Annotated in this window: 23 protein-coding genes; 13 read left to right on the top strand and 10 right to left on the bottom strand. The window is 46.1% G+C overall.

Going from position 1 to position 22991, the window contains the following annotated elements; all coding sequences use genetic code 11:
• On the bottom strand, nucleotides 1-528 hold the full coding sequence (locus VC182_RS06465) for a hypothetical protein (protein ID WP_255561221.1): 528 nt from the start codon (nucleotides 526-528) through the stop codon (nucleotides 1-3).
• A 24-nt stretch (nucleotides 529-552) separates the two neighbouring features.
• Here VC182_RS06465 and secA point away from each other — a divergent pair, with 24 nt between their 5' ends.
• The 6 genes from secA to VC182_RS06435 all read left to right on the top strand — a co-directional run bounded on the left by secA (nucleotide 553) and on the right by VC182_RS06435 (nucleotide 8704).
• Entirely contained in the window at nucleotides 553-3318 is a 2766-nt protein-coding gene (gene secA / locus VC182_RS06460) for a preprotein translocase subunit SecA (RefSeq protein WP_323484870.1), read from the top strand.
• 173 nt (nucleotides 3319-3491) lie between these two features.
• Nucleotides 3492-3950 (top strand): (2Fe-2S)-binding protein, encoded by a 459-nt coding sequence (locus tag VC182_RS06455; protein ID WP_215321369.1) that lies wholly within the window; start codon nucleotides 3492-3494, stop codon nucleotides 3948-3950.
• 14 nt (nucleotides 3951-3964) lie between these two features.
• On the top strand, nucleotides 3965-6088 hold the full coding sequence (locus VC182_RS06450) for a xanthine dehydrogenase family protein molybdopterin-binding subunit (RefSeq protein WP_323484869.1): 2124 nt from the start codon (nucleotides 3965-3967) through the stop codon (nucleotides 6086-6088).
• A gap of 80 nt (nucleotides 6089-6168) precedes the next feature.
• The gene (gene argJ / locus VC182_RS06445) at nucleotides 6169-7404 is read left to right on the top strand and encodes a bifunctional glutamate N-acetyltransferase/amino-acid acetyltransferase ArgJ (protein ID WP_323484868.1); all 1236 of its coding nucleotides are present in this window, start codon (nucleotides 6169-6171) and stop codon (nucleotides 7402-7404) included.
• A gap of 15 nt (nucleotides 7405-7419) precedes the next feature.
• The gene (locus VC182_RS06440) at nucleotides 7420-8277 is read left to right on the top strand and encodes an ATP-binding protein (RefSeq protein ID WP_323484867.1); all 858 of its coding nucleotides are present in this window, start codon (nucleotides 7420-7422) and stop codon (nucleotides 8275-8277) included.
• Between the two features lie 10 nt (nucleotides 8278-8287).
• Nucleotides 8288-8704 carry an NUDIX domain-containing protein gene (locus VC182_RS06435; protein WP_072583380.1) on the top strand — a complete coding sequence of 139 codons (417 nt, stop codon included), beginning with the start codon at nucleotides 8288-8290 and terminating at the stop codon, nucleotides 8702-8704.
• Here VC182_RS06435 and zapD read toward each other — a convergent pair.
• Genes zapD through VC182_RS06405 form a run of 6 tightly spaced genes read right to left on the bottom strand, consistent with a single transcriptional unit; the run spans nucleotide 8701 to nucleotide 14011 of the window.
• Nucleotides 8701-9453, bottom strand: a complete 753-nt coding sequence (gene zapD, locus VC182_RS06430; RefSeq protein WP_072583379.1) for a cell division protein ZapD — start codon at nucleotides 9451-9453, stop codon at nucleotides 8701-8703. The genes VC182_RS06435 and zapD overlap by 4 nt on opposite strands.
• Nucleotides 9454-9464: 11 nt before the next feature.
• A complete protein-coding gene (gene coaE, locus VC182_RS06425; protein WP_083564266.1) occupies nucleotides 9465-10151 on the bottom strand; it encodes a dephospho-CoA kinase in 687 nt (228 codons plus the stop codon).
• On the bottom strand, nucleotides 10106-10606 hold the full coding sequence (locus tag VC182_RS06420; protein ID WP_072583378.1) for a prepilin peptidase: 501 nt from the start codon (nucleotides 10604-10606) through the stop codon (nucleotides 10106-10108). Before VC182_RS06420 ends, coaE begins: the two co-directional genes overlap by 46 nt.
• Nucleotides 10606-11652, bottom strand: a complete 1047-nt coding sequence (locus tag VC182_RS06415) for a type II secretion system F family protein (protein ID WP_323484866.1) — start codon at nucleotides 11650-11652, stop codon at nucleotides 10606-10608. The genes VC182_RS06420 and VC182_RS06415 overlap by 1 nt, the downstream gene beginning before the upstream one ends.
• Nucleotides 11643-12722, bottom strand: a complete 1080-nt coding sequence (locus tag VC182_RS06410) for a GspE/PulE family protein (protein ID WP_216121560.1) — start codon at nucleotides 12720-12722, stop codon at nucleotides 11643-11645. The genes VC182_RS06415 and VC182_RS06410 overlap by 10 nt, the downstream gene beginning before the upstream one ends.
• Nucleotides 12719-14011, bottom strand: coding sequence for an HlyC/CorC family transporter (locus VC182_RS06405; protein WP_323484865.1), 1293 nt, complete (start codon nucleotides 14009-14011; stop codon nucleotides 12719-12721). The genes VC182_RS06410 and VC182_RS06405 overlap by 4 nt, the downstream gene beginning before the upstream one ends.
• Nucleotides 14012-14129: 118 nt before the next feature.
• On the opposite strand from VC182_RS06405, the gene VC182_RS06400 reads away from it, so the two are divergent.
• Nucleotides 14130-14642: a methylated-DNA--[protein]-cysteine S-methyltransferase gene (locus VC182_RS06400; RefSeq protein WP_072583374.1), complete on the top strand. Its 513-nt coding sequence runs from the start codon at nucleotides 14130-14132 to the stop codon at nucleotides 14640-14642.
• 6 nt (nucleotides 14643-14648) lie between these two features.
• Here the strand turns inward: VC182_RS06400 and VC182_RS06395 are convergent, their stop codons facing one another.
• Complete coding sequence (locus tag VC182_RS06395) at nucleotides 14649-15623, bottom strand: squalene/phytoene synthase family protein (RefSeq protein ID WP_323484864.1); 975 nt, start codon at nucleotides 15621-15623, stop codon at nucleotides 14649-14651.
• A 118-nt stretch (nucleotides 15624-15741) separates the two neighbouring features.
• Here VC182_RS06395 and VC182_RS06390 point away from each other — a divergent pair, with 118 nt between their 5' ends.
• A complete protein-coding gene (locus VC182_RS06390) occupies nucleotides 15742-17157 on the top strand; it encodes a sodium:solute symporter family protein (protein WP_072583444.1) in 1416 nt (471 codons plus the stop codon).
• Nucleotides 17158-17262: 105 nt separating this feature from the next.
• The gene (locus VC182_RS06385; protein ID WP_072583373.1) at nucleotides 17263-18282 is read left to right on the top strand and encodes a 2-dehydropantoate 2-reductase; all 1020 of its coding nucleotides are present in this window, start codon (nucleotides 17263-17265) and stop codon (nucleotides 18280-18282) included.
• Nucleotides 18283-18367: 85 nt separating this feature from the next.
• On the opposite strand, the gene VC182_RS06380 is transcribed toward VC182_RS06385, so the two are convergent.
• Nucleotides 18368-19135, bottom strand: a complete 768-nt coding sequence (locus VC182_RS06380; protein WP_072583372.1) for a fumarylacetoacetate hydrolase family protein — start codon at nucleotides 19133-19135, stop codon at nucleotides 18368-18370.
• Nucleotides 19136-19191: 56 nt separating this feature from the next.
• Here VC182_RS06380 and VC182_RS06375 point away from each other — a divergent pair, with 56 nt between their 5' ends.
• Nucleotides 19192-20127 (top strand): glycine/sarcosine/betaine reductase selenoprotein B family protein, encoded by a 936-nt coding sequence (locus VC182_RS06375; protein ID WP_072583371.1) that lies wholly within the window; start codon nucleotides 19192-19194, stop codon nucleotides 20125-20127.
• Here the strand turns inward: VC182_RS06375 and VC182_RS06370 are convergent.
• Nucleotides 20124-21128: a polyprenyl synthetase family protein gene (locus tag VC182_RS06370; protein WP_072583370.1), complete on the bottom strand. Its 1005-nt coding sequence runs from the start codon at nucleotides 21126-21128 to the stop codon at nucleotides 20124-20126. The genes VC182_RS06375 and VC182_RS06370 overlap by 4 nt on opposite strands.
• Before the next feature lie 75 nt (nucleotides 21129-21203).
• Here VC182_RS06370 and rplU point away from each other — a divergent pair, with 75 nt between their 5' ends.
• The 3 genes from rplU to obgE all read left to right on the top strand — a co-directional run bounded on the left by rplU (nucleotide 21204) and on the right by obgE (nucleotide 22972).
• Nucleotides 21204-21515: a 50S ribosomal protein L21 gene (gene rplU / locus VC182_RS06365; protein WP_011902040.1), complete on the top strand. Its 312-nt coding sequence runs from the start codon at nucleotides 21204-21206 to the stop codon at nucleotides 21513-21515.
• Nucleotides 21516-21534: 19 nt separating this feature from the next.
• Nucleotides 21535-21795, top strand: a complete 261-nt coding sequence (rpmA, locus tag VC182_RS06360) for a 50S ribosomal protein L27 (protein ID WP_011902041.1) — start codon at nucleotides 21535-21537, stop codon at nucleotides 21793-21795.
• An 88-nt stretch (nucleotides 21796-21883) separates the two neighbouring features.
• Nucleotides 21884-22972 carry a GTPase ObgE gene (gene obgE, locus VC182_RS06355; protein ID WP_072583369.1) on the top strand — a complete coding sequence of 363 codons (1089 nt, stop codon included), beginning with the start codon at nucleotides 21884-21886 and terminating at the stop codon, nucleotides 22970-22972.
• Nucleotides 22973-22991: the final 19 nt, after the last annotated feature.

Genomic DNA, 22991 nt, shown 5'->3' with positions numbered 1-22991 from the left:
CTACTTTGGTTTATTTTTCAGCAGTTTCTCAATGGAGGAGCGTAAACCAGAGTCTGGCCCTAACTTCTCCAATAACGATTCCCAGGATTTTTTGGCAACCTCATTTAATCCTCTTGGCTTTTCACGCTGATCTTGGCGAGGTTTAACTTCCCAGCTGGGTGGAGCGGGTTTAACTCGTACTTTGATTGCCTTACAAGGTAGCCCAGATTTACCTAACTCATTGATTAAACTGGGTAATATTTGCTGTAAGCGGCTGGCAATGCTGGCGCTACTGACCAGTAAAAATAGCTCATCTTGCGAGCCAGAGCGCCAACCAGCTTCAATTTTTGGGCTCAGATGGTCTAAATCAAGCTTCGTTAGGGCTGAGTTAATGGTTGTCTTGAGTTTGGCTAGATCTTCGGTTTTAGCCAAAATTCCCCCAAGACCATCAGATTCACGTAGGTAATCCATCCAGTCGTGAGCTGTGGGCTTGCGGGATGATTTAGGGCTAAAGTTCATAAAAAATGGGGTTGCGGGTGATAAACTCAAGGACTTAATTTTCTTCAATATCCCATGGTAATCGGTCTTCTTAAAACCCTGGTCGGCAGTCGTAACGACCGCCTCTTAAAACAGTATCGCAAAGTCGTTGCTAAGGTCGCCACTTTTGAGGCGAGCCTGCAATCTTTGGATGATTCTGCACTTGCTGCAAAAACTGCAGAATTCAAGTCACGCCTTGCCGCTGGAGAGTCCTTAGATGACATCGCTGCGGAAGCATTTGCGGTAGTTCGAGAGGCTAGCACGCGCGTTATGAAGATGCGCCACTTTGATGCGCAGATTTTGGGTGGCTTGGCTTTGCATCAAGGCAAGATTGCCGAGATGGGTACAGGCGAAGGAAAAACCCTAACAGCTACTCTTCCAGTCTATTTGAATGCTTTGGCTGGTAAAGGTGTTCATGTTGTTACGGTGAATGATTATTTAGCACAGCGTGATGCCGAATGGATGTCGAAGTTGTATAACTTCCTGGGCATGAAGGTGGGTGTGAACCTATCTCAAATGGACCACACTACTAAGCAAGAGGCTTATGCCGCTGATATTACTTACGGCACCAATAACGAATTTGGCTTCGATTACTTACGCGACAACATGGTTCAGGATTTGGATCAGCGCGTGCAACGTGGTTTAGCTTATGCGATCGTTGATGAAGTCGACTCCATTCTGATTGATGAGGCTCGTACTCCATTAATCATTTCTGGTCAGGCTGAAGATCACACTGATCTCTATATCAAAATTAATGCTCTGCCATCACATCTAGAACGTCAAATTGGCGAAGAGAAGGCAGATGGCACAGGTGTTGAGAAGCCAGGCGACTACTGGGTAGATGAAAAGTCTCAGCAGGTTTATTTGACCGAACAAGGTCATGACAAGGCTGAGTCTGTATTAGTTCAATTGGGTGCGCTCAATGATGGCGACTCTCTTTATGCGCCGCAAAATATTACTTTGATGCATCACGTTTATGCTGCTCTGCGCGCACACACGCTCTATCACCGCGATCAACAATACGTTGTTCAGGGTGGCGAAGTCATCATCGTAGATGAATTTACAGGTCGTTTGATGCAAGGTCGTCGTTGGTCTGATGGATTGCATCAGGCTGTAGAAGCTAAAGAGGGTGTGCAGATTCAGAATGAGAATCAAACTTTAGCGACGATTACTTTCCAAAATTATTTCCGCATGTATGGCAAGTTAGCCGGCATGACTGGTACTGCCGATACTGAGGCGTATGAATTTAAAGAAATCTACAACTTGGAAACAGTTGTGATTCCGCCAAATCGTATTAGCCAAAGAAAAGATAAGCAAGATCAGATCTATAAGTCATCTCGCGAACGCTATGACGCGGTGATTAAAGATATCGAAGATTGTTATGAACGTGGCCAGCCAGTATTAGTTGGTACCACTTCGATTGAAAACTCTGAGTTGATTGCGAATCTATTAGATCAGCGCAAATTACCGCACCAAGTTTTAAATGCAAAACAGCATGCTCGTGAAGCAGAAATTATTGCTCAAGCTGGTCGCCCAAAAATGATCACGATTGCTACTAATATGGCAGGCCGTGGTACTGATATCGTGCTTGGCGGCAACGTCGGCAAGCAGTCTTCTTTGATTGAGGCTGACGGCGCACTAGCTGATCCTGATAAAGCAGCCAAAATTAAGCAGTTGCAGGATGAGTGGCAAAGTATTCATGACCAAGTACTTGCTGCGGGTGGTTTACATATCATTGGCACCGAGCGACACGAGAGTCGTCGTATCGATAACCAGTTAAGAGGCCGTTCGGGCCGCCAGGGTGATCCTGGCTCCTCCCGCTTCTACCTTTCATTGGATGATCCGCTGCTACGCATATTTGCAGGCGATCGTTTACGTTCCGTCATGGAGCGTCTCAAGATGCCCGATGGTGAGCCGATTGAGGCGGGTATGGTGACGCGCTCTATTGAGTCTGCTCAACGCAAAGTTGAAGGCCGCAACTTCGATATTCGTAAGCAATTGCTGGAATATGACAACGTTGCCAATGATCAGCGTAAAGAAACTTACCGCCTCAGAAATGAAGTGCTTGAGAGTGCTGATATTGGCGAGTTAATTGCTAATTTGCGCGAAGATGTTTTGCGTTCCGTTTCCTCAGTTTATGTTCCTCTGGAGTCTATGGAAGAGCAGTGGGACCTAGTTGGACTGGAAAACGTTTTAGCCAGTGAGTGGGGTCTTGAACTTGACCTCAGAAATTGGGTTGAAGGTGCCGAGACTGTAGATGATGCAGAAATCGTTGATCGTGTATTGCAGGCCGCTAAGGAAGCTTATGATGCAAAGGTCGAACTCTCTGGGCGTGAATCTTTTGCAGGCTTTGAGCGCTCCGTGCTTCTGTATAGCTTGGATAGTCACTGGCGTGAGCACTTGGCTGCTTTGGATCATTTGCGGCAGGGTATTCATTTGCGCGGGTATGCGCAAAAAGATCCTAAGCAAGAATATCGTCGTGAAGCATTTGAGCTGTATGGTGAATTGCTCAATGTCATCAAAAATGACGTTGTGAAAAACATCATGACGGTTCAGATTAGGAGCTCAAGCGAGTTAGATCAGGCTTCGGAATCTATGAATGAGGACCTGGCAAAGCTTTCAGATGTTCAGTATCAACATGCTGACGCCGATAAGGAAGTAGCGGGCTCAACGGGTGATCGTGGCGCTGCAGTGGATATTCAGCCAGCCCCTCTTCGCGCAGGTCCAAAGGTAGGTCGCAACGATCCCTGCACTTGCGGTAGCGGAAAGAAGTATAAAAACTGCCACGGCGCCTTAGCTTAGATTTTTAATCTTCACGCGACACTACTTAAATGGCTCAGATTTATCTGGGCCATTTTTCTTAGTGGAATCCCTAATAATTTAATACCCCTAGAGACCCTGAGATCTGTCATGATTTGTAGGCGCAAAAATATTTGCTTTGTCTGCAAAATCTTAAATTTAAATAAGGGGGCGTTATGGCCGTGTCTTTTACTCTCAATGGTAAAGCTGTTAATTTCGATGGGGATCCTGAAACGCCAATTCTCTGGGTCTTACGAGACCATTTAGATGTCACGAGTCCAAAGTATGGCTGTGGCGCAGGACTTTGTGGTGCCTGTACAGTTCATCTAGAAGGTGCTGCTATCCGTTCTTGCTCCACCCCTATATCTGCTGCAGGCGGTAAGTCGGTTACCACTCTCGAGGGTTTAACGGCAAAAGTTGGGAAAGCACTTCAAGACGCTTGGATCGAGTTTGATGTGCCTCAGTGTGGATATTGTCAAACTGGGCAAATGATGTCTGCAGCCGATTTATTGGCAAAGAAAAAACAGCCTAGTAGTGATGATATTAAAAATGCCATGAGCGGCAATATTTGTCGCTGCGGTACCTATTCTCGTATCGAAAAAGCAGTCAAACGCGCTGCAGATAAATTGGCATAAAGGGTAAAGATCATATGAAAAATCAATCTTTAAAAAGCAACAGCCGTCGTCAATTTATTCAGCAAAGTGCCGCTCTTGGTGGTGCCTTTGTTATCGGGATGCATCTGCCGCTAGCAAGTGAAGCTGCTGTAGGAGATGCTGCAAAGCCTGCCTTAGCAAACGCTTGGGTACAAATTACTCCCAATAATCAAATTACCCTCATTTGTGCGCGCTCAGAGATGGGGCAGGACGTATATACCTCTTTACCAGCTTTGCTAGCCGAGGAATTAAATTTACCCCTCTCAATGATTCAGGTGCAGATTGCTGGAGTAGCCCCTATTTACATCAATGCGATGTTGGGTGGTCAAATTACAGGGGGCTCTACTTCAGTTCGTGAGGCCTTCGATAAATTAAGAACTGCTGGAGCTGCAACTCGTACGGTCTTAATTCAGGCCGCAGCTCAACGTTGGAACGTTTCAGTTGCCGACTGTCAGGCCATGAATGGCAAGGTAACGTATTCAGGTGGCAAGTCAGCCACCTATGGAGAATTGGCTGCAGATGCAGCTAAGTTACCTCTTCCAGAAAAGCCAGCCCTAAAGTCGCCTGCCAATTTTATGGTGATTGGCAAAGAGTCGATGCGCCGTTTGGATACACCGAGCAAAGTTGCTGGCAAAGCAGTTTATGGAATTGACGTCAAGATTCCGGGTATGGCAATTGCATCCTTAGCGCAATGCCCTGTTATTGGAGGTACGCCTATATCCTTTGATGCTTCCGCTGCAATGAAGGTAGCTGGAGTGATTAAAGTTGTCCAGATTTCGGATGGTGTTGCAGTATTAGCTAAAGACTTTTATACCGCGCGCAAAGGTAGAGATGCCCTGAAGATTACCTGGAACGAAGGGTCTAATGCCAACCTGAGCAATGCGGTTGTTCGTAAGTCATTGGAGGATGGTTTATCTAAAAAAGGGGCTGTGATTAAAACAGTGGGTGATTCCAATGCTGTCGTTGCAAATGGCAAGCCGCTGAGCGCCCAATACTTTTTGCCGTACTTGGCCCATTCCACCATGGAGCCTGTGAACTGCTCTGCCGATGTATCTAATGGCAAGTGCAGAATTATTGGCCCAATTCAGTTTCAGCAAGGTGGGCAGGCTGTGGCTGCAGCTGCGGCCGGCGTTAAGCCAGAAGATGTCACTATTGAAACCACCTTTCTGGGCGGTGGATTTGGCCGTAAATTGGAATTGGATTTCATTCGTCAGGCTGCTGAAATTTCTAAAGCAGCTGGCATGCCAGTCAAGATGCTCTGGACCAAGGAAGATGACATTACTCATGACTTCTATCGTCCTATGAGTATTCATAAAGTGGATGGAGTCTTGGGTGCTAATGGTCAGCTGGCTTCCTTGAAAGCCAAAATGGTTTCTCAGTCAGTGACAGCACGAGCCTTTCCTGGTTTTGTGAAGGATGGTTTTGATCCATTCATGGTGGAGGGCTCCAACAATATTACTTATGAAATACCTAATCTAGAAATTACTAATGTGATTACGGATACCGGACTTCGAGTGGGTTATTGGCGCTCAGTCAGTAATGCGTTAAATGCTTTTGCAATTGAGAGTTTTGTAGATGAGGCCGCTAAAGCCGCTGGCAAAGATCCTGTTGCGTATCGGATGGCATCTTTAGGCAAGCACCCACGAGCAAAGGCTGTTCTTGAGTTGGCAGTGAAAAAGTCTGGATACATTCCTGGTAGTAAGCGTTTTGGTGTTGCACAGATGGAGTGTTATGACACCTATTCTGCTTGCATACTTGAATTAGATTCTGCAGCTAAAGAGACCAAGGTTAAGAAAATTACGTTTGTTTCTGATTGCGGAATTACAGTGCATCCTGATCAAGCAAGGGCACAGCTCACTGGTGGCGTGATCTACGGCTTGAGCGCAGCCTTGAGCAATGAAATCACGATTGAGAATGGCCGGGTTCAGCAGAACAACTTCAATAACTACCCTAGCTTGAGACAAAATCAAGTGCCAGTAGTTGAGGTGCATTTGGTGCCAAGTCAGGAGAAGCCGGGTGGTTTGGGTGAGGTTGGAGTGCCTTTAGTGGCCCCAGCTCTAGTAAATGCAATCGCCGCAGCAACTGGCAAGCGGATTCGGGAGTTGCCAATCAAGGCATAGTATCTGTAATGGGGTTTAACCAATAAAGCGCGCCTAGAAGGTGCGCTTTATTTTTGAGCCTCATCTACAATTATCAGACTATGACTGTTAACTTACCCCTCCCCCAAAAAGCCGAACTAAAGCCTATCAAAGGTTTTGAGATGGGCATCGCCGAAGCTGGTATTAAGAAGGCAAATCGTAAAGATTTATTGGTAATGACTTTAGCGCCTGGTTCCCAGGTTGCTGGCGTTTTTACTCTAAATCGTTTTTGCGCTGCTCCAGTACAAGTTTGTCGCGAGCATTTGGCACAAGAGGGTCGAAATGGTGAAATTCGAGCTCTGGTGGTGAATACCGGCAATGCTAATGCTGGGACTGGTGCATCTGGCATGAAGCATGCCTTAGAAACCTGCGCAGCTTTGGCTAAGGATCTGAAGATTCATCCAGAGCAGATTCTGCCTTTTTCAACCGGCGTGATTCTTGAGCCGCTCCCGATTGAGAAAATTATTAGCGCTTTGCCAAGGGCGGTGGCAAACCTTAGCGAGGACAATTGGTTTGATGCGGCTGAAGCCATCATGACCACGGATACTCAGCCTAAAGCCACTTCAGCAACTGTACAAACACCTGCAGGGATGGTGACTATTACTGGTATCTGTAAGGGCGCTGGCATGATTCACCCCAATATGGCAACCATGCTGGGATTTATTGCTACTGATGTTGGATTTGCACCTGGCCTATTGAGTGGTCTTACTCGTGAGATAGCGGATCTTTCATTTAATGCGATCACTATTGATGGTGATACATCCACTAATGACTCTTTCATCATTATGGCGACGGGTCAGTCATCAGTGCAAATTCAATCGGCGAACGATCCTAGTTATGTGATCCTACGAGATGCATTAATTGCACTAGCTAGAAAGCTGGCGCAAATGATTGTGCGCGATGGCGAAGGGGCAACCAAATTTATGACGATCGAAGTGCTTGGTGGAAAGACTTCTGAGGAGTGCCGCTTGGTTGCTAAGGCAGTTGCCCATTCCCCTTTAGTAAAAACTGCTTTCTTCGCTAGCGACCCTAATTTAGGCCGCATCCTGGCAGCGATTGGCTATGCGGGTATCGCTGATTTAGATGTGAATCGCGTACAAATGTGGCTAGGAGATGTTTGGGTTGCTAAAAATGGTGGACGCAACCCTGACTATCTCGAGGCTGATGGTCAGAGGGTCATGCAGGCTCCAGAAATCACCGTCAAGATTGACTTGGGCCGCGGCAACGCTACACAAACTATGTGGACTTGTGACTTGTCGCATGAATATGTATCTATTAATGCAGATTACCGCTCATAAAAGACTCTCCGAAATATGAATGAAAAATTAGACCGTCTTTTAGACCATCTTGACACTTTTTTACCAAAGCCCTTGACTGAGGAACAGTGGAAATCTTCTACTGCATATAGATGGCGTCGACGCGATAGTATTTTTGGCAGCATTGGGTTTTTGCAGCCTGTAAAGTACGTTGCAGATATTACTTTTGAGGATTTACAGAATATCGATCGTCAGCGTGATGCCATCCGCGATAACACCAAAAACTTTATTCAGAAAAAGCCAGCTAATAATATTTTGTTGACTGGCGCCAGGGGAACTGGAAAGTCCTCATTGATCAAAGCGAGCTTGCATGAGTTTGCCAGTCAAGGCTTGCGGCTAGTTGAGGTTGAGAAAGAGCATTTGGCTGATTTAGCAGACATTACCGAGCTTTTGGCTGAGCGTCCAGAGCGCTTCATTATTTTTTGCGATGACCTCTCCTTTGAGGAAGGTGAATCCGGCTATAAGGCCATGAAATCAGCCTTAGATGGCTCTGTTTCTGCGCAAGTCGACAATATTTTGATTTACGCCACTTCTAATCGCCGTCATTTATTGCCAGAGTATATGAAGGATAACGAGACATACGTTCATAACGACGATGGTGAAATTCACCCTGGTGAAGTGGTTGAAGAAAAGATTTCTTTATCAGAGCGCTTTGGTCTTTGGTTGTCTTTTTACCCGCCAAAACAAGATGAGTATTTGGCGATCGTGGCGCATTGGTTGCAGCATTTTGGTTTAAGTGCTGCGCAAATTGAAGCGGCGCGTTCAGAAGCTTTGGTCTGGGCATTGGAGCGTGGCTCACGCTCAGGTCGCGTTGCTTGGCAATTCGCTAAGCATTGGGCTGGTTCAAAAGCTTAAGATCTTTTTGATGAGTGAAATCAAGCGCCCAGTTACTGAAGTGGCAGCAGGAATCTTGCTGGATTCTGATGGCCGCTATCTTTTAGGGCAGAGACCTGAAGGCAAACCCTACGCTGGTTATTGGGAAGTTCCAGGCGGAAAAATCGAAAAAGGGGAAACGGTTTTCGAGGCGCTGAAGCGTGAACTTCAAGAGGAGCTCGGCATTGATATTCAATCAAGTGAAGAACTTACTATTCTGGAGCATGATTACCCGCATGCCTATGTTCGCTTACATGTGAGCATTATTCGCGATTGGAGAGGGGTTCCCAAAGGTTGTGAGAATCAAGCCTTATCGTGGGAGTTGCTTGCTGCCGAAAAGCCCAGTGTTGAACCCTTGTTGCCGGCCGCCTGGCCCATGCTAGAAAGGCTAAGAGCCCTTTTGACTTAAAACTGGCAGAGGGTGAGTTTGAATGGCACGTCAGCACTTACCAACTGTGCTTTTTTATCGCGTTCGGACTTTAAGAAGCGAACTGAGAGTAAATATTTATTTGCGCTAATTTCAGAAAACAAAGCATCATCTTCTACGGCAATACGCATTAACTGATACACCTTGCCAGATGGAGCTTGCTGAAAAGATCCATTGTGTGCAACCACATCTTTAGCCTCGCCTGATTGACGTAACAGTCGTAAAAATAATTGGCATGCCTCATGCCATGGCAAGAGCGGCCCAACATATTTTTCAAGCAACTCACGTCGCTCAGATGATGGACTATTTTTCCAGGCATGATAGCTAGGCAAATCAATTGGACTGGTACCGCCTGGAATATTTAATCTGGTGCGAATCGCATTTAACCATTCACTTTCAGTAATCACAGAGTTGGGTCTGCCGGTTGATTGATTAATACTGCTAGCCACGGAATCAATTTCTGAAAGAGTTTGTGTCAGCGCCTCTTGATCAACCTTTTGTGACGACTTCAATCCATTAAGCGCATATTTTTGACGCTCAAATTCTTTGAGTAGTAAAGACTTGATGTCACCGCGTGCACCGATGTCACCAAGATCAAATAAAACAGAGATGGCATTGTGGTGCAATTCTGGGTCATCAGAGCGGACAAAGTGGTTGAAGCGGGCGAACAAATACTCCAGTCGAAGCATGCTTCGAACTAATTCGTTAAAGGGGTATTCGTAGACAATCACAAGCCCATATTCTATGACGAACTGGTTCGATCTTTCTGAATCTGTAAGATTTTTTCGTTCAACTTTAAAACTTCAGTTTTTAAGTTCTCAAGAGAGCCCTGATTCTCAATGACCATATCCGCCCTGGTAATACGCTCTTCTCTGCTGGCTTGAGCCTTCAGAATTCTCTCTACCTCGTTTTGGGGTAATTTGCTGCGCTGCATCACACGTTCAATTTGAGTTTCTTCTAGACAGTCCACTACTACGAGGTAATCCAAAAGGGATGCCCAATTGCCAGATTCAATCAACAGGGGCACTACAAAAACAAGGTAAGGCGCCTTATCTTCTATGAGCTGTTTGGCTTGCCGAATGGTTTCTTCCCGTATAAGGGGGTGGGTGATTGCTTCCAGAGACTTTCTAGCTTCGGGATTGGCAAAGACCAATGTACGCATCTTGACTCTATCTAGCGCTCCGCTTGAATCAACAAACTCAGAGCCAAATTGCTTTTGAATGCAGGGGATAGCCACTCCATTTGGGGCGGTGATCTGATGGGCGATGAGATCGGTGTCGACAATGCCTGCGCCCAGTTGAGCGAGCTGATCGCTCACAGCGGTTTTTCCTGAGCCAATGCCACCAGTAAGACCTACAAAGGGTACATGCCCTTTGAGGATGCCTAGACCAGCTTGCTCAGAAGGAGGGTTTGTAGGGTTTGTGGCCATAACAACTCAATAATGCCAGCAATAGCTAGAAAAGGGCCAAACGGAAAAGCTGAGCGATGACTTTGTTTGTTCCACTGCAGCCAGATAATGCCGCCAATCAGTCCAGTCAGGGATGCCATTAGCAAAATACTGGGTAATGCAAACCAGCCAAGCCAAGCACCCAAGGCTGCCAATAGTTTGGCATCACCCATTCCAATCCCATCTTGCTTTTTGACCGTCCGATAAAGAAGGTTGAGGAGCCAAAGACAGGAGTAGCCTAGGATCGCTCCAATAATTGCGTCTTGAGAAGAAATAAAGCGTTGATTTGAAAGGCTATTAAATAAGAGGCCCAGCAAGATGAGCGGTAAGGTGATGACATCAGGCAAACGAAAGGTGCGCAAATCGTAATACGCTAAGTACACCAAGATCGCTATCAGGGATATTCGGATCCAGTCGAGCAAAACAAAATTACCCATTAAACAATCTGTCCTAGGTTAAAGATGGGGAGATATAAGATTATGACCAGACTTCCAATAATGAGTCCAACGATAATGATTAACAGGGGCTCCAAGCTTTGGCTTAGGGTATTTAAGCGATTGCTTAATTGAGAGCCCAATATCGATGCGCGCTTTTGCAGCATTTCAGCGAGCGCACCACTTTCAGATCCTATTCGTAAGAGCTGCAATGTTTCCTGATCAAATAGTAGGTGCTTGGGATCTGCTTTTGTTATGGCATCTCCGAGTGACCAGCCGCGAGTGAGGTGTTTGAATATATCAGCGCTGAAATCATGGCTGAGCCAGTGGTTGGATGATTGTGCGGTAACCCTCAATGCATCTGGAAGGGGTAATCCAGACTTTAGGAGATGACCTAATGTCCGACACCAGTAGGTAAGCGTTGCCAATCTGAGAAGCTGGCCAATCATGGGTATAGAGAAGCTCAGTCGATCGCAATATTTTTGAATTTTGGGGATCCTAGACCAAGCAAGGCTAAAGAGCGCAGCAAAGCCAATGAGGGCTATCACTATTTCAAGGTAGAACGCTTCAAACCATGAGGATGCCTGAATTAACACTTTAGTCGGGGCTGGCAACTCGGCTTGAAAATGAGCAAAAACATCCTTAAAGACTGGCACGACCCAAATCATCATCACTATCACTAGAAGGCAAGAGCTAGTAAGAGTGATGGCTGGATAACTCATTGCCTGTTGAATTTTTCGACGCAATTCAATTTGAGCTTCAAGTTGCTGGCAGATGGTTTTTAGCGCCAGATGAAAGTCACCAGTACGCTCACTGACGCGTATGAGATTAATAAATTCCATAGAAAATAGATTTTCTTGAGCGCGCAAGCATTGAGAAAAACTTTCACCCTTTTTGAGCTGGGTGTGAATGCTAGTCACCCAAGGAATCCAGGCCTTTGGGGCGGTTGAATAAATAAGTTCAATCGCATTGAGGAGTGGTAGGCCTGCCTCTAGCAATGTTACAAGTTGCTCGGCAAAATGAAGTTGATTCTGCTTACTTAATGCCATGTGCCCACTTCTGCATCTAGGACTGCTTGATTAATAAGGCCTGATTGCATATGAATTAATCCGGCATCTCGCATGCTGAGGTATGAAGTAGACGAGTTAAACAAATGGGTTTTGCTTAGTACTTCATGAACCCCAATACGCCCAAGGTAGCCACTGCCTTTGCAGAATGAACATGGCACGTTATTTTTGATCTTAAATCCAAGACATTGTGCGCAAGTTTTGCGCACGAGACGCTGTGAGCTGACGCTTAAGAGACAGGACTCCAGAGATTGTTGATCTACTCCTAGATGGCCAAGTCTAGGAACTGCCCCACAAGCATTGCGGGTATGCAAGGTGCTGAGAACGAGATGTCCAGTTTGTGCCGCCTGAATAGCAAGCTGAGCTGTAGCGGCATCTCGGATTTCTCCAATCATGATGACATCCGGATCTTGTCGAAGAAGGGCGCGAATGATCGTTGGAAAATCCAACCCTGCCCGCGGGTGATAGGCCACTTGGTTGACTCCAGCAAGACGAATTTCAATGGGATCTTCTATTGAGCAAAGATTGCGATGATTTTGATTGAGCTGACGCAGGCAGCTATAGAGCGTTCGAGTCTTGCCGCTCCCAGTCGGCCCAGTCACTAAAATCAGCCCGTTGGATTGAGCAAGGGCTTGATGGAATATCTCGAGTTGTTCCGAGAGCAGCCCAATATCTTGAAGATCAAGCTCTTCTATACAACTGGGCAGTATGCGAACAACCGCCTTTTCCCCATGAAGAGTTGGCAAGATTGAAACCCGGCAATCAATATTGGGCTTGGAAAAGTTATGGCCGATGCCAAGCCGTCCATCTTGCGGCAGGCGTTTTTCTGCAATATCTAAGCGCGCCAGAACTTTGATGCGTGTGATGAGGCGATCGTGAAATTCAATCGGGTAATGCGACTGTATTTGTAGCAGGCCATCTACCCGAATACGAATGAGTGTGGATTGGGCCCCAGCCTCTATATGAATATCACTCGCTCTAGCATCTAGGGCATATGTAGCGATTTCATACCAAGTGCGAATGATCAGTGAGTCATCAGTGGTAATGCTCAATCTTGTTCTGGAGTCCGAATGGCGGGACGATAAAGCTTCACTGTTTTAACACCATGCTCGTCAAATTGAACAATTTCCATGACGATGCCAGCAATGCGAATGCTGACATCATGATCGGGGATGGCCTCGAGTTTTTCGAGAATGAGTCCATTTAAGGTGCGTGGACCATTTAAAGGGAGACTAAGGTTGAGTAAGCGATTCAGATCTCGTAGTGAGGCTCCACCTGTTGCTAGATAGGTTCCGTTCGGGAGCCAATGAGGATCAGTTGAGAGGTTGGAGAAAGACGTTGTAAATTCACCAATGAGCTCTTCCACGATATCTTCAAAAGTCACTAGCCCTAGAACTTCACCATATTCATTTACAACCAAACTTAAGCGTTGTTGGTTATCTTGGAAAAATTGCATTTGCTGCAATACGGGGGTACTGCTTGGAATGAAATAGGGCTCATTCAATAGCACCTTAAAGTCTTCATGCTTAAGGTCGGTATCACCCAGCAAAGACAAGGCCTTTTTGACAGAAAGGATTCCGACAATACGCTCAGAGTCACCATCGCAAACGGGTAATTTATTGTGATAGCAAGTCTCCAATTGTTGGACCACTTCATCAATAGGTCTTGAGAGGTCCAAAATCTCAATCTTGGACCTGGGTGTCATCACATCATCAACGGTAATGTTTTCCAAGTTGAACAGGTTGAGCAGGATGTTGCGATGATGATTGGAGACAAAACGATTTGACTCCAAAACAAGGCTGCGTAACTCTTCTTTACTCATAGCCCTGCTATCAGAAGAGGATTGCAGGCCAGATACCTTCATAAGACCAGAAACAAAGTTATTGATAAACCAAAGCAGCGGTTTCAATGCAAATGTGAGGGGCAAAATAAACCAGCCAACATTGGAGGCAATCTTTTCTGGAAAAGCGGCACCAATGACCTTCGGGGTAATCTCGCTAAAAATAATGATGAGTAGGGCGACAACTAAAGTAGCAATTGAGAGTACGAGACCGCTATCACCAAAAATATGCAGAGCAATCCCCGTAACCAGGATAGGAAGAACGGTATTGATCAGGTTGTTCGAAATCAGTAGCACTGACAACAAGGAGTCAATGCGCTTTAGGAGTCTCTCAGCTAGCGCTGCACCGGCATTGCCACCATTGGCCATTGCACGTAGACGGTGACGATTGGAGGACAGCATGCTGGTTTCTGCCATCGAGAAAAAACCAGAGAGTGCAAGTAAAAATAGGACTAGAGTAACTTGGCTGTAAAGCGGCCAATCGTCAAAAAAGGTGTCCATGAGGTCTGCCTGAAAAAAGTAAGGATGAGTCAATATAGCAAAGTGGCATTTCTCAAGCTATAGCCATGGAATAAAGGTCTGTCATCCCTCTTGTTTATTTATGTGAGAATCACTTGATATGGCTTCCATACCAACCCCTTTGAGCTCAAATGGCGCTAACTACTGTGTTATTGCAGCACCTTTCGGGTGTCTGGGCATTTCGACGGAAATGGTGGAGGGTAGCCTGATGCTTTCTAGAATGGATTATTTGCCAGCCAACACGGTTTTAATCGCTCCACAGAATCAACTGGCTAAAGAGGTTGCGCGGCAGTGTAAGGCTTACTTTCAGGACCCTCATTGGCAATTTGACTTACCCACAAAACCTGCGGGTACTGAGCATCAAAGAAAAGTGTGGGCTAGCATTCAAGATATACCTGCTGGTAAAACAAGAACCTATGGTGATGTAGCTAAAAAGATCAAGAGTGGGGCGCGTGCAGTAGGTACAGCGTGCGGTGCTAATCCCTACCCTCTAATAGCGCCTTGCCATCGAGTGGTGTCTGCTCAAGGTATTGGTGGCTTTATGAAAGAAAACTCCCCAGGCCTGTATCGCCAAATCAAGCTTTGGCTTTTAAGGCATGAAGGTGCTTTGTAGGTTTGCTTATCTAGCGAGTGATTTGCTGCTAAGACTGAAAAAAATCTTCATCACCACATCGCTTTTAACGGCCCACTTTGTAAAGCCATAGAAACTCATGACGGTGTTTCTGGAAAGTTTTACTTCATCTTTGCTATCGAATTCTTTGCGATCTGCAACCTTTGACAGAGTCATTACCGCTAAGCCAAAAGCCAAGAAGCAAAAACGTCTCATGCCCTGTTCCTGTTTAGGAATCAACAGAATGTAATGCAGAGATTCCCGGAGCTTTTTATAGGCCAGTCTTAGAAGTGCTTCATGACTAACATTGATTGGCTTCCAGGAGACCCCACGAGCCTTATCCTCTGGTGAGTCTTTAAGAATATTGGTCATTTGTAGCGCTTGACCAAATGCGATTGACAAATTTTCATGCCCCGCCATTTTTTCTTTGAAGGCTTGAGAATGATTGCTAAAGATAGTTGTTAGCAGTTCGCCGACTACACCTGCCACGACATAGCAATATTGTTCAAACTCAGCAAGATCTTGAAGGCCGGCTTTGTTTTGTCTTCCATGGAAAAAAGACATTCCTTCAGACATGATGGAAACGCAACGACTGACTGCTGCTTGATCCTGGGTAGAGCAGGTATGCAAAATTCGCAGAACAGTAGGTGTATGAGAAATTAAATCCAGCTCATCTTGATTGCTGTAATTTTTTAATGCATTGAGGCAAGGCGCAACAAATGTCTCAACTGGAGCCTTCTCAAGCACTGCATCTACAAATAGCGCCGAAAGAGATTGTTTGCTTTGTGCACTTAAATCTGCGGCATCCTCGATGGTGTCAATAATGCGGCACAGCAAATAGGTATTGCCAACGACCTTCTCGATGCTTGGGGGTAGAAGTGGGATGGTGAGGGCAAAAGTACGTGAGACAGATCCTAGAATGGCCTTTTGGTAGGCCAAATCGTTAATTGGGCTCAATGTCGGGGTTTGTTCAGGTGTTCTCACTCTTGAATTATGTCAGACCGATGCTCTACGTGGAGTGATCCAAATGGGTACTTTTTGCTAACTACCAAAAGTGACATAGCCATATAATTTCATCAAATTTCACAAGGAGTATTTGGGCGTGCTAATTTGGTTTGTCATTATTTACTGGGTTATCTCAGTCGGCATTGGCTTATGGGCAGCCCTAAGAGTCAAAAATACTGCTGACTTTGCTGCGGCTGGTCATAGCCTGCCTTTGCCTATTGTTACCGCTACCGTATTTGCGACCTGGTTTGGCTCTGAAACCGTTTTAGGAATTCCGGCCACTTTTTTAAAAGAAGGATTGGGGGGAGTGGTTGCAGATCCCTTTGGCTCCTCTCTTTGTTTAATTTTGGTGGGACTCTTTTTTGCTCGCCATCTTTATAACCGTCGCATGCTCACTATCGGTGATTTTTTTCGCGAGAAGTATGGCCGCACAGTTGAGGTTTTAGTAACCCTTTGTATTGTTGTTTCTTACTTGGGTTGGGTTGCTGCGCAAATTAAAGCTCTGGGCCTGGTATTTAATGTTGTGTCTGAAGGAAGCATTTCTCAGACGGGCGGCATGATGATTGGTGCCGCTAGTGTATTGATCTACACCTTATTTGGCGGAATGTGGTCGGTTGCTATTACGGACTTCATTCAGATGATCATTATTGTGGTCGGCATGCTCTATATCGGTGGTGAGATGACTTCGCAGACTGGCGGTATAGGCGTGGTGATTGAGCATGCAGCCGCTGCTGGCCAATTTAGTAACTTCTGGCCGGATATGAATTTAGCTTCGATCTTGGGCTTTGTTGCTGCCTTATGCACCATGATGCTGGGATCTATTCCGCAGCAAGATGTCTTTCAGCGAATTACCTCATCTAAGAATGTGAACATTGCTGTCCAAGCAGCTCTGCTGGGCGGCGTGCTCTATTTTATTTTTGCTTTTGTGCCGATGTATTTGGCTTACTCGGCAACCTTAATTAGCCCGGATTTGGTCAAGGAATATCTCTCCACCGATCCACAGATGATCTTGCCTAAGCTAATTCTCAACCATGCCCCACTCATTGCCCAAGTGATGTTCTTTGGCGCACTCCTCTCGGCTATTAAGAGCTGTGCCAGCGCTACCTTATTGGCGCCATCGGTAACCTTTGCTGAAAATATTGTGCGAGGTTTTTTCAAGCATTTATCTGATCATGATTTGTTAAAGGTCATGCGGATTACGGTTTTGTGTTTTGCTGTGGTGGTCACTTTCTTTGCGGTGAACTCGGAGCTTTCTATTTTTAAGATGGTAGAGAGCGCCTATAAAGTGACGCTGGTTGCCGCCTTTGTGCCATTGGCGTTTGGGGTGTACTGGCCTAGAGCTAACTCCTTGGGGGGATTATTGGCTGTAGTTGGAGGTTTAACCATCTGGATTAGTTGTGAGATGTTGGCTCCGAATGCCATTTTACCGCCCCAATTAGCCGGTCTATTTGCCAGCATTGTCGGCATGATTTTGGGAAGCCTGGTACCAAAAGACTCATTAAAAGCCGTTTAGAGCATCATTTGCTTAAAAATAATGCAAATAAGAAAATGTTGCACCGCAAAATATTCTCCTCTAATATGACAGTAATACAAAATTTTTTATTCTTATGGAGTTCCTATGAAAATCTGTGTGATCGGCGGGGGTGGCGCTATTGGCGGCTACTTAGCTGTCATGTTGGCGCGAGCGGGCAATGAGGTAACGGTTGTTGCGCGCGGTGCTACTTTGGCCGCAATTAAAGAGCGTGGTCTGGCTTTAATTATGGATGACCAACCAGAGCCTTTGGTTGCCCAAGTTAAAGCGGTGGAAAAAATTGGTGATGCCGAAACTCCTGATGTTGTGATTCTTGCGGTGAAGGCTCATCAAGTGGAGCCGATCATTGATGATTTGGCGGCCATCATGGGTCCCAAAACTATTTTGATCCCAATGCAGAACGGAATTCCTTGGTGGTATTTCCAGAAGTTAAGCGGCGAGTATCAAGATCATGCAGTAGAAACGGTAGATGCTGGTGGTGTTGCTAAGAATGCCATAAACCCAGACAACATTATTGGTTGCGTCGTTTATCCAGCAACCTTTACGCAGGCTCCCGGTGTCATTCGTCACGTTGAAGGTAATCGCTTCCCACTGGGTGAGTTGGACGGCAAGACTACTGAGCGCATTCAGAAGATATCGGAGATGATGGGCTCAGCTGGATTTAAGTCTCCAATTTTGGATGACATTCGTTCGGAGATCTGGCTCAAGCTTTGGGGCAATATGACTTTCAATCCAATTAGCTCTCTGACGCATGGAACCTTGGAAGGCATCTGCCAATACCCATTGACCAAAGAGTTGGCTCGCAACATGATGGCCGAAGCGCAGACGATTGCCGAGAAGTTGGGCGTGACTTTCCGTGTAGATATCGAGCGTCGTATCGCTGGCGCTGAAAAAGTGGGTAAGCACAAAACCTCGATGTTGCAAGACTTGGAAGCGGGCCGTAGCTTGGAGATTGATGCTTTGTTAGGGTCGGTGATTGAGTTAGGCAAGATCACCCAAACCCCAACACCTTGCTTAAATACTGTATTTGCTTTGACTAAGTACTTGGATGAAAACGTTCAGGCTTCTAAGGGAAGTTTGGCATTGCCATCGGTATCGGGCTACTAAAAAAGTAAAGTTTCTCCATATAAAAAACCCTTGCTACTGAACATAGCAAGGGTTTTTGTTTTAGCGCTAGAAGTTATTCGAAGTATTACTCGAAGCGATTATCTAGTTGGCCAACGCCATCAATAATGATGCTGACATTGCTGCCAGGCTTCATGGAACCAACGCCAACGGAAGTGCCACAGGCAATGATGTCTCCAGCTTCAAGCGGTACATCATGGGAAATCAGACTCACTAATTTTTCGGGCGCGAAAATCATATCCGCAATCGGATAGTTTTGACGCTCTTGATCATTGAGAATGGTTTTGATCGTTAGCTTACTCGGATCTACATCGGTAGTGATGTAAGGGCCGAATACGCCAAAGGTATTAAAGCTCTTAGAGCGAGTCCACTGTGCATAACCAGGGTCGCGGTTCAGGATTTCAATGGCGGTGACATCGTTGATGCAGGTGTAGCCAAAGATGGCTTTAGCTGCTTCCGCCTCATCTACTTCATGACAGCGTTTGCCGATCACAATACCAAGCTCCCCTTCATAAACGACTTTTCCGGAATAGGACTTGGGAGTTCGAATCACTTGGTTGGCTGCCAAGAAGGAGTTGTTACCTTTGAGAAAGTACAAAGGCTCTGTAGGTACGGCATGCTCAAGCTTCGTTACTAGTGCATGGAAGTTATCGACCATGGCAACCATCTTAGAAGGGGTGCATGGGATGTCAATCGTTACATCAGCAAGATTGAGCGATTCACCAGTGGGCTTAGGAGCTTTAAATAAATCACCTTCATACACTGCAATTTGGTCGCCCTCTACTTGCCCTAAACCACCTTTTCCTTGATGCTGAAATCTAAGCCACTGAGCCATAATGAGTTCCTATGATGTTAAATATTTGATATGCAATATCTTACAGGGATGAATTGATGTCTAAGGCTTCTGAGCTCATATTTGCACCAGAACAGGATCAGCCGATTCGCTATATAGATCGAACCCGCAGTTACTACTTGGGTTTGGGTTATGAGCATCCTTATGTATGGGCTCACTACGTTGATGTGCCATTTACTCCGCTGAAAAAGCCACTTGCACAATCTGTCTTGGGTCTCATTACTACCGCCGTTCCTCATGACCCCAGTAAAGGACCTCAAGGCCAGGGCGCTCCTTACAATGCTGCAGCCAAGTTTTATCAGCCCTATCAACAGTCGAGCGAAGGAAGTATCGATTTACGAATTGCCCATGTGGGGGTTGATCGCAAGAATGCCAATATGGAAGACGGTAATTGCTGGTTCCCACTGGACGCTGCTAAACGAGCGCTTACAGCTGGAAGGATAGGTGCGGTTTCAGAAAACTTCTATGGTTTACCGACCAATCGGAGTCAGCGCCACACACTAGAGGTTGATGCTCCTCGCATTTTAGAAATGCTGAAAGCTGATGGTGTGGATGTGGCGGTATTAATTCCGAATTGTCCAATATGTCATCAGAGCCAAAGTTTATTAGCGCGTTATTTAGAGACTGCAGGAATTTCAACAGTCGTGATGGGCGCCGCTAAAGATATCGTTGAGTATTGCGGAGTGCCGCGGTTCTTATTTAGTGATTTTCCCTTGGGTAATGCCGCCGCAAAACCAAATGACGTTTCTTCACAAGATTTAAATTTTGAGTTGGCCTTGCGGCTTTTAGAGTCAGCTCCTGCAGCCCGCACAACGGTTCAATCACCATTGGTATGGTCGGAAGATCCATCGTGGAAATTGGATTATTCCAATCTAGAGCAGTTATCACCGCAAGAAATTGCACGTTTGCGTGAAGAGGCGGAACAGGTGCGAATGACTGCGCGTGAACTCAGATTGAATACTTTGGGAACTTAAGTTTGTCTCGTAAGAGAGTAGGCACACAGAGCTTCTAATGCAGCACTGGCTTCGTTTGACGGGAAGTCTTTTAGGCAGGCCAAAGCGAGATCTGCTTCACGTTTTGCTGCAGCTTGGGTGTAATCTAGAGCGCCAGAATTTTGGACGGCGGCAAGGATTTGCGCAAACACATCATCTGGTAAATCTTGGTTTTGCTCAATTGCTGCGCGTACCAAAAGACGTTCTTCGTTACTACCATTCTCTAGTAAGTAAATCAGTGGCAGCGTAGGCTTACCTTCGCGTAAATCATCCCCAGCATTTTTTCCCATCTGTGCAGCATTAGCGGTGTAGTCCAGTAAGTCATCCATTAACTGAAAAGCCGTACCGATGTGACGTCCAAATGCAGCGGCTTGTTCCCGTTGTGTATCGGTGGCATTAGCTAAGATGGCGCCTAGCTCAGTAGAGGCCTCAAAAAGCTTGGCTGTTTTGTAGCGAATGACCTGCAAATAACTTGCTTCATCCACTTCTGGGTCATTCATATTGAGAAGTTGCAAAACTTCGCCTTCGGCAATCGTGTTGGTTGCGTCTGACAAAATTTGCATGACTCGAAGGTCATTTGGGCCAACCATCATTTGGAAGGCTCGGGAATATAAGAAGTCGCCCACTAGAACGCTGGCCGCATTGCCAAAAGCGGCATTGGCAGTCTCACGACCTCTTCTGAGAGTGGACTCATCCACCACATCGTCATGAAGCAGGGTGGCTGTATGGATGAATTCGACTACAGCCGACATTTCTAGGGTGTGGGGTGTTTCTTTACCATTGGCTAAGGCTTTGGCTACCAACATCAGTAGGGCAGGCCTGACCCGCTTGCCGCCAGCCTGGATGATATAGCTCGAGATTTGGTCAATTAAGGCGACTTTTGAGGCTAAACGCTGACGGATAACCTCGTCTAAGGCCTTGAAATCTAAGGCAATTGGGGCCAGAATTTGGCTTAAGTCATTGGTTTTGACAGTGCTCGTCATGCAAGATATAATAATCGGCTTAGCTGGTCCAGGGTGGATTAGCTTGAATGTAGATATTAATTGAGGTTTCAAACCATGTACGCGGTCATAAAAACCGGTGGCAAACAATATAAAGTTGCTGCAGGCGAAAAATTGAAAATAGAACAGATACCAGCGGAAATCGGCAGCGAAATCACTCTTGACCAAGTCCTCGCCGTTGGCGAAGGCGCTTCACTGAAATTAGGTGATCCATTGGTTAATGGTGCAGCTGTGATGGCCACTGTCGTCTCCCAGGGACGTCACGATAAAGTGACAATCTTTAAGATGCGCCGTCGCAAGCATTATCAAAAGCACCAAGGCCATCGTCAGAATTTCACTGAAATTTTGATCAACACGATTAAAGCCTAATTCAGGGTAGGAGAAAGATATGGCACAGAAAAAAGGCGGCGGCTCAACACGAAATGGCCGCGACTCAGAATCGAAACGCTTAGGCGTTAAGGTATTTGGCGGCGAGCATATTAATGCTGGCAGCATCATCATTCGTCAACGTGGCACACGTGTTCATCCAGGTGCTAACGTTGGTATTGGTAAGGATCACACTTTGTTTGCCTTGATTGACGGACAAGTGGAATTCGGCGTTAAGGGTGCCTTGAAGAAGGCCCAAGTTTCAGTCTTGCCTCGTTCATAAGGTAGCCTGACTGAGACACGTTTGATTCAGATTTATTCCGAATTTAACTCTTAGGAACAGGCCTCGCTAAGCGAGGCCTTTTTTATTCATGAAATTTATAGACGAAGCACGTATTGAAGTGATAGCTGGGCAAGGTGGTGCCGGGAGTGCCTCTATGCGCCGCGAAAAGTTCATTGAATTTGGCGGACCTGATGGTGGTGACGGCGGCAAAGGCGGCAGCGTCTGGGCAATAGCCGATCGCAATATCAACACTCTGATTGATTACCGCTACGCAAAAACACACACTGCAAAAAATGGTGAGCCTGGTCGTGGCGCCGATTGCTATGGTCGAGCCGGTGACGATATCGAGTTGCGGATGCCAGTTGGCACAATCATTGCCGACTATGAAACTGGTGAACCCATTGCTGACTTAACTACTCATGGTGAGCGCCTGTGTTTGGCGCAGGGCGGTGTTGGTGGTTGGGGCAATATTCACTTTAAGAGCAGTACGAATAGAGCGCCACGTCAAAAGACGAATGGCAAAGAAGGTGAACGTCGTAAGCTGAAGCTCGAATTAAAAGTATTGGCCGACGTTGGTTTATTGGGTATGCCGAATGCGGGTAAATCTACATTGATTACTGCAGTTTCGAATGCGCGTCCAAAGATTGCGGATTATCCATTTACCACTTTGCATCCAAATTTGGGTGTAGTGCGTGTGGGAGCTGAGCGCAGTTTTGTAATTGCTGATATTCCTGGTTTGATTGAAGGTGCGGCTGAAGGCGCTGGTCTGGGTCATCGCTTCTTGCGCCATTTGCAACGCACAGGGGTTTTGCTGCATTTGGTTGATATTGCTCCATTTGATGCGAATATTGATCCAGTAGCAGATGCTGTAGCGATTGTGAATGAATTGCGTAAGTACGACGAAGCTTTGGTTGAGAAGCCACGTTGGCTAGTCTTAAATAAAGTGGACATGATTCCAGAAGAAGATCGCAAGACGGTAGTTGCTGACTTTATAAAGCGCTTTAAATGGAAAGGCCCTGTCTTCGAGATCTCAGCCTTAACAGGCTTGGGTTGCGATAAGCTTTGCTATTCCTTGCAGGATTATTTGGATTCTGTACGTCGTGACCGAGATGATGCGGATGAGCGCGCTCAAGATCCGCGTTATCAAGGCCAGCTAGAAGATAAAAAACCAGATTAAATATTTCATTCGCCTTTTG

It is taken from the genome of Polynucleobacter sp. AP-Nickl1-40-C4 (assembly GCF_035012665.1).
Taxonomy (GTDB): Bacteria; Pseudomonadota; Gammaproteobacteria; order Burkholderiales; family Burkholderiaceae; genus Polynucleobacter.
This window is presented reverse-complemented; position numbering and strand designations above follow the sequence as displayed.

Bases quoted from the DNA above. Each gene is read 5' to 3' on its own strand.
- obgE (WP_072583369.1), top strand. From the start codon at position 21,884: ATGAAATTTATAGACGAAGCACGTATTGAAGTGATAGCTGGGCAAGGT.
- VC182_RS06440 (WP_323484867.1), top strand. From the start codon at position 7,420: ATGAATGAAAAATTAGACCGTCTTTTAGACCATCTTGACACTTTTTTA.
- rpmA (WP_011902041.1), top strand. From the start codon at position 21,535: ATGGCACAGAAAAAAGGCGGCGGCTCAACACGAAATGGCCGCGACTCA.
- VC182_RS06370 (WP_072583370.1), bottom strand. From the start codon at position 21,128: ATGACGAGCACTGTCAAAACCAATGACTTAAGCCAAATTCTGGCCCCA.
- secA (WP_323484870.1), top strand. From the start codon at position 553: ATGGTAATCGGTCTTCTTAAAACCCTGGTCGGCAGTCGTAACGACCGC.
- VC182_RS06385 (WP_072583373.1), top strand. From the start codon at position 17,263: ATGAAAATCTGTGTGATCGGCGGGGGTGGCGCTATTGGCGGCTACTTA.
- VC182_RS06455 (WP_215321369.1), top strand. From the start codon at position 3,492: ATGGCCGTGTCTTTTACTCTCAATGGTAAAGCTGTTAATTTCGATGGG.
- VC182_RS06375 (WP_072583371.1), top strand. From the start codon at position 19,192: ATGTCTAAGGCTTCTGAGCTCATATTTGCACCAGAACAGGATCAGCCG.
- VC182_RS06400 (WP_072583374.1), top strand. From the start codon at position 14,130: ATGGCTTCCATACCAACCCCTTTGAGCTCAAATGGCGCTAACTACTGT.
- VC182_RS06415 (WP_323484866.1), bottom strand. From the start codon at position 11,652: ATGGCATTAAGTAAGCAGAATCAACTTCATTTTGCCGAGCAACTTGTA.
- VC182_RS06380 (WP_072583372.1), bottom strand. From the start codon at position 19,135: ATGGCTCAGTGGCTTAGATTTCAGCATCAAGGAAAAGGTGGTTTAGGG.
- VC182_RS06450 (WP_323484869.1), top strand. From the start codon at position 3,965: ATGAAAAATCAATCTTTAAAAAGCAACAGCCGTCGTCAATTTATTCAG.
- VC182_RS06435 (WP_072583380.1), top strand. From the start codon at position 8,288: ATGAGTGAAATCAAGCGCCCAGTTACTGAAGTGGCAGCAGGAATCTTG.
- coaE (WP_083564266.1), bottom strand. From the start codon at position 10,151: ATGGCCACAAACCCTACAAACCCTCCTTCTGAGCAAGCTGGTCTAGGC.
- VC182_RS06405 (WP_323484865.1), bottom strand. From the start codon at position 14,011: ATGGACACCTTTTTTGACGATTGGCCGCTTTACAGCCAAGTTACTCTA.
- VC182_RS06420 (WP_072583378.1), bottom strand. From the start codon at position 10,606: ATGGGTAATTTTGTTTTGCTCGACTGGATCCGAATATCCCTGATAGCG.
- rplU (WP_011902040.1), top strand. From the start codon at position 21,204: ATGTACGCGGTCATAAAAACCGGTGGCAAACAATATAAAGTTGCTGCA.
- argJ (WP_323484868.1), top strand. From the start codon at position 6,169: ATGACTGTTAACTTACCCCTCCCCCAAAAAGCCGAACTAAAGCCTATC.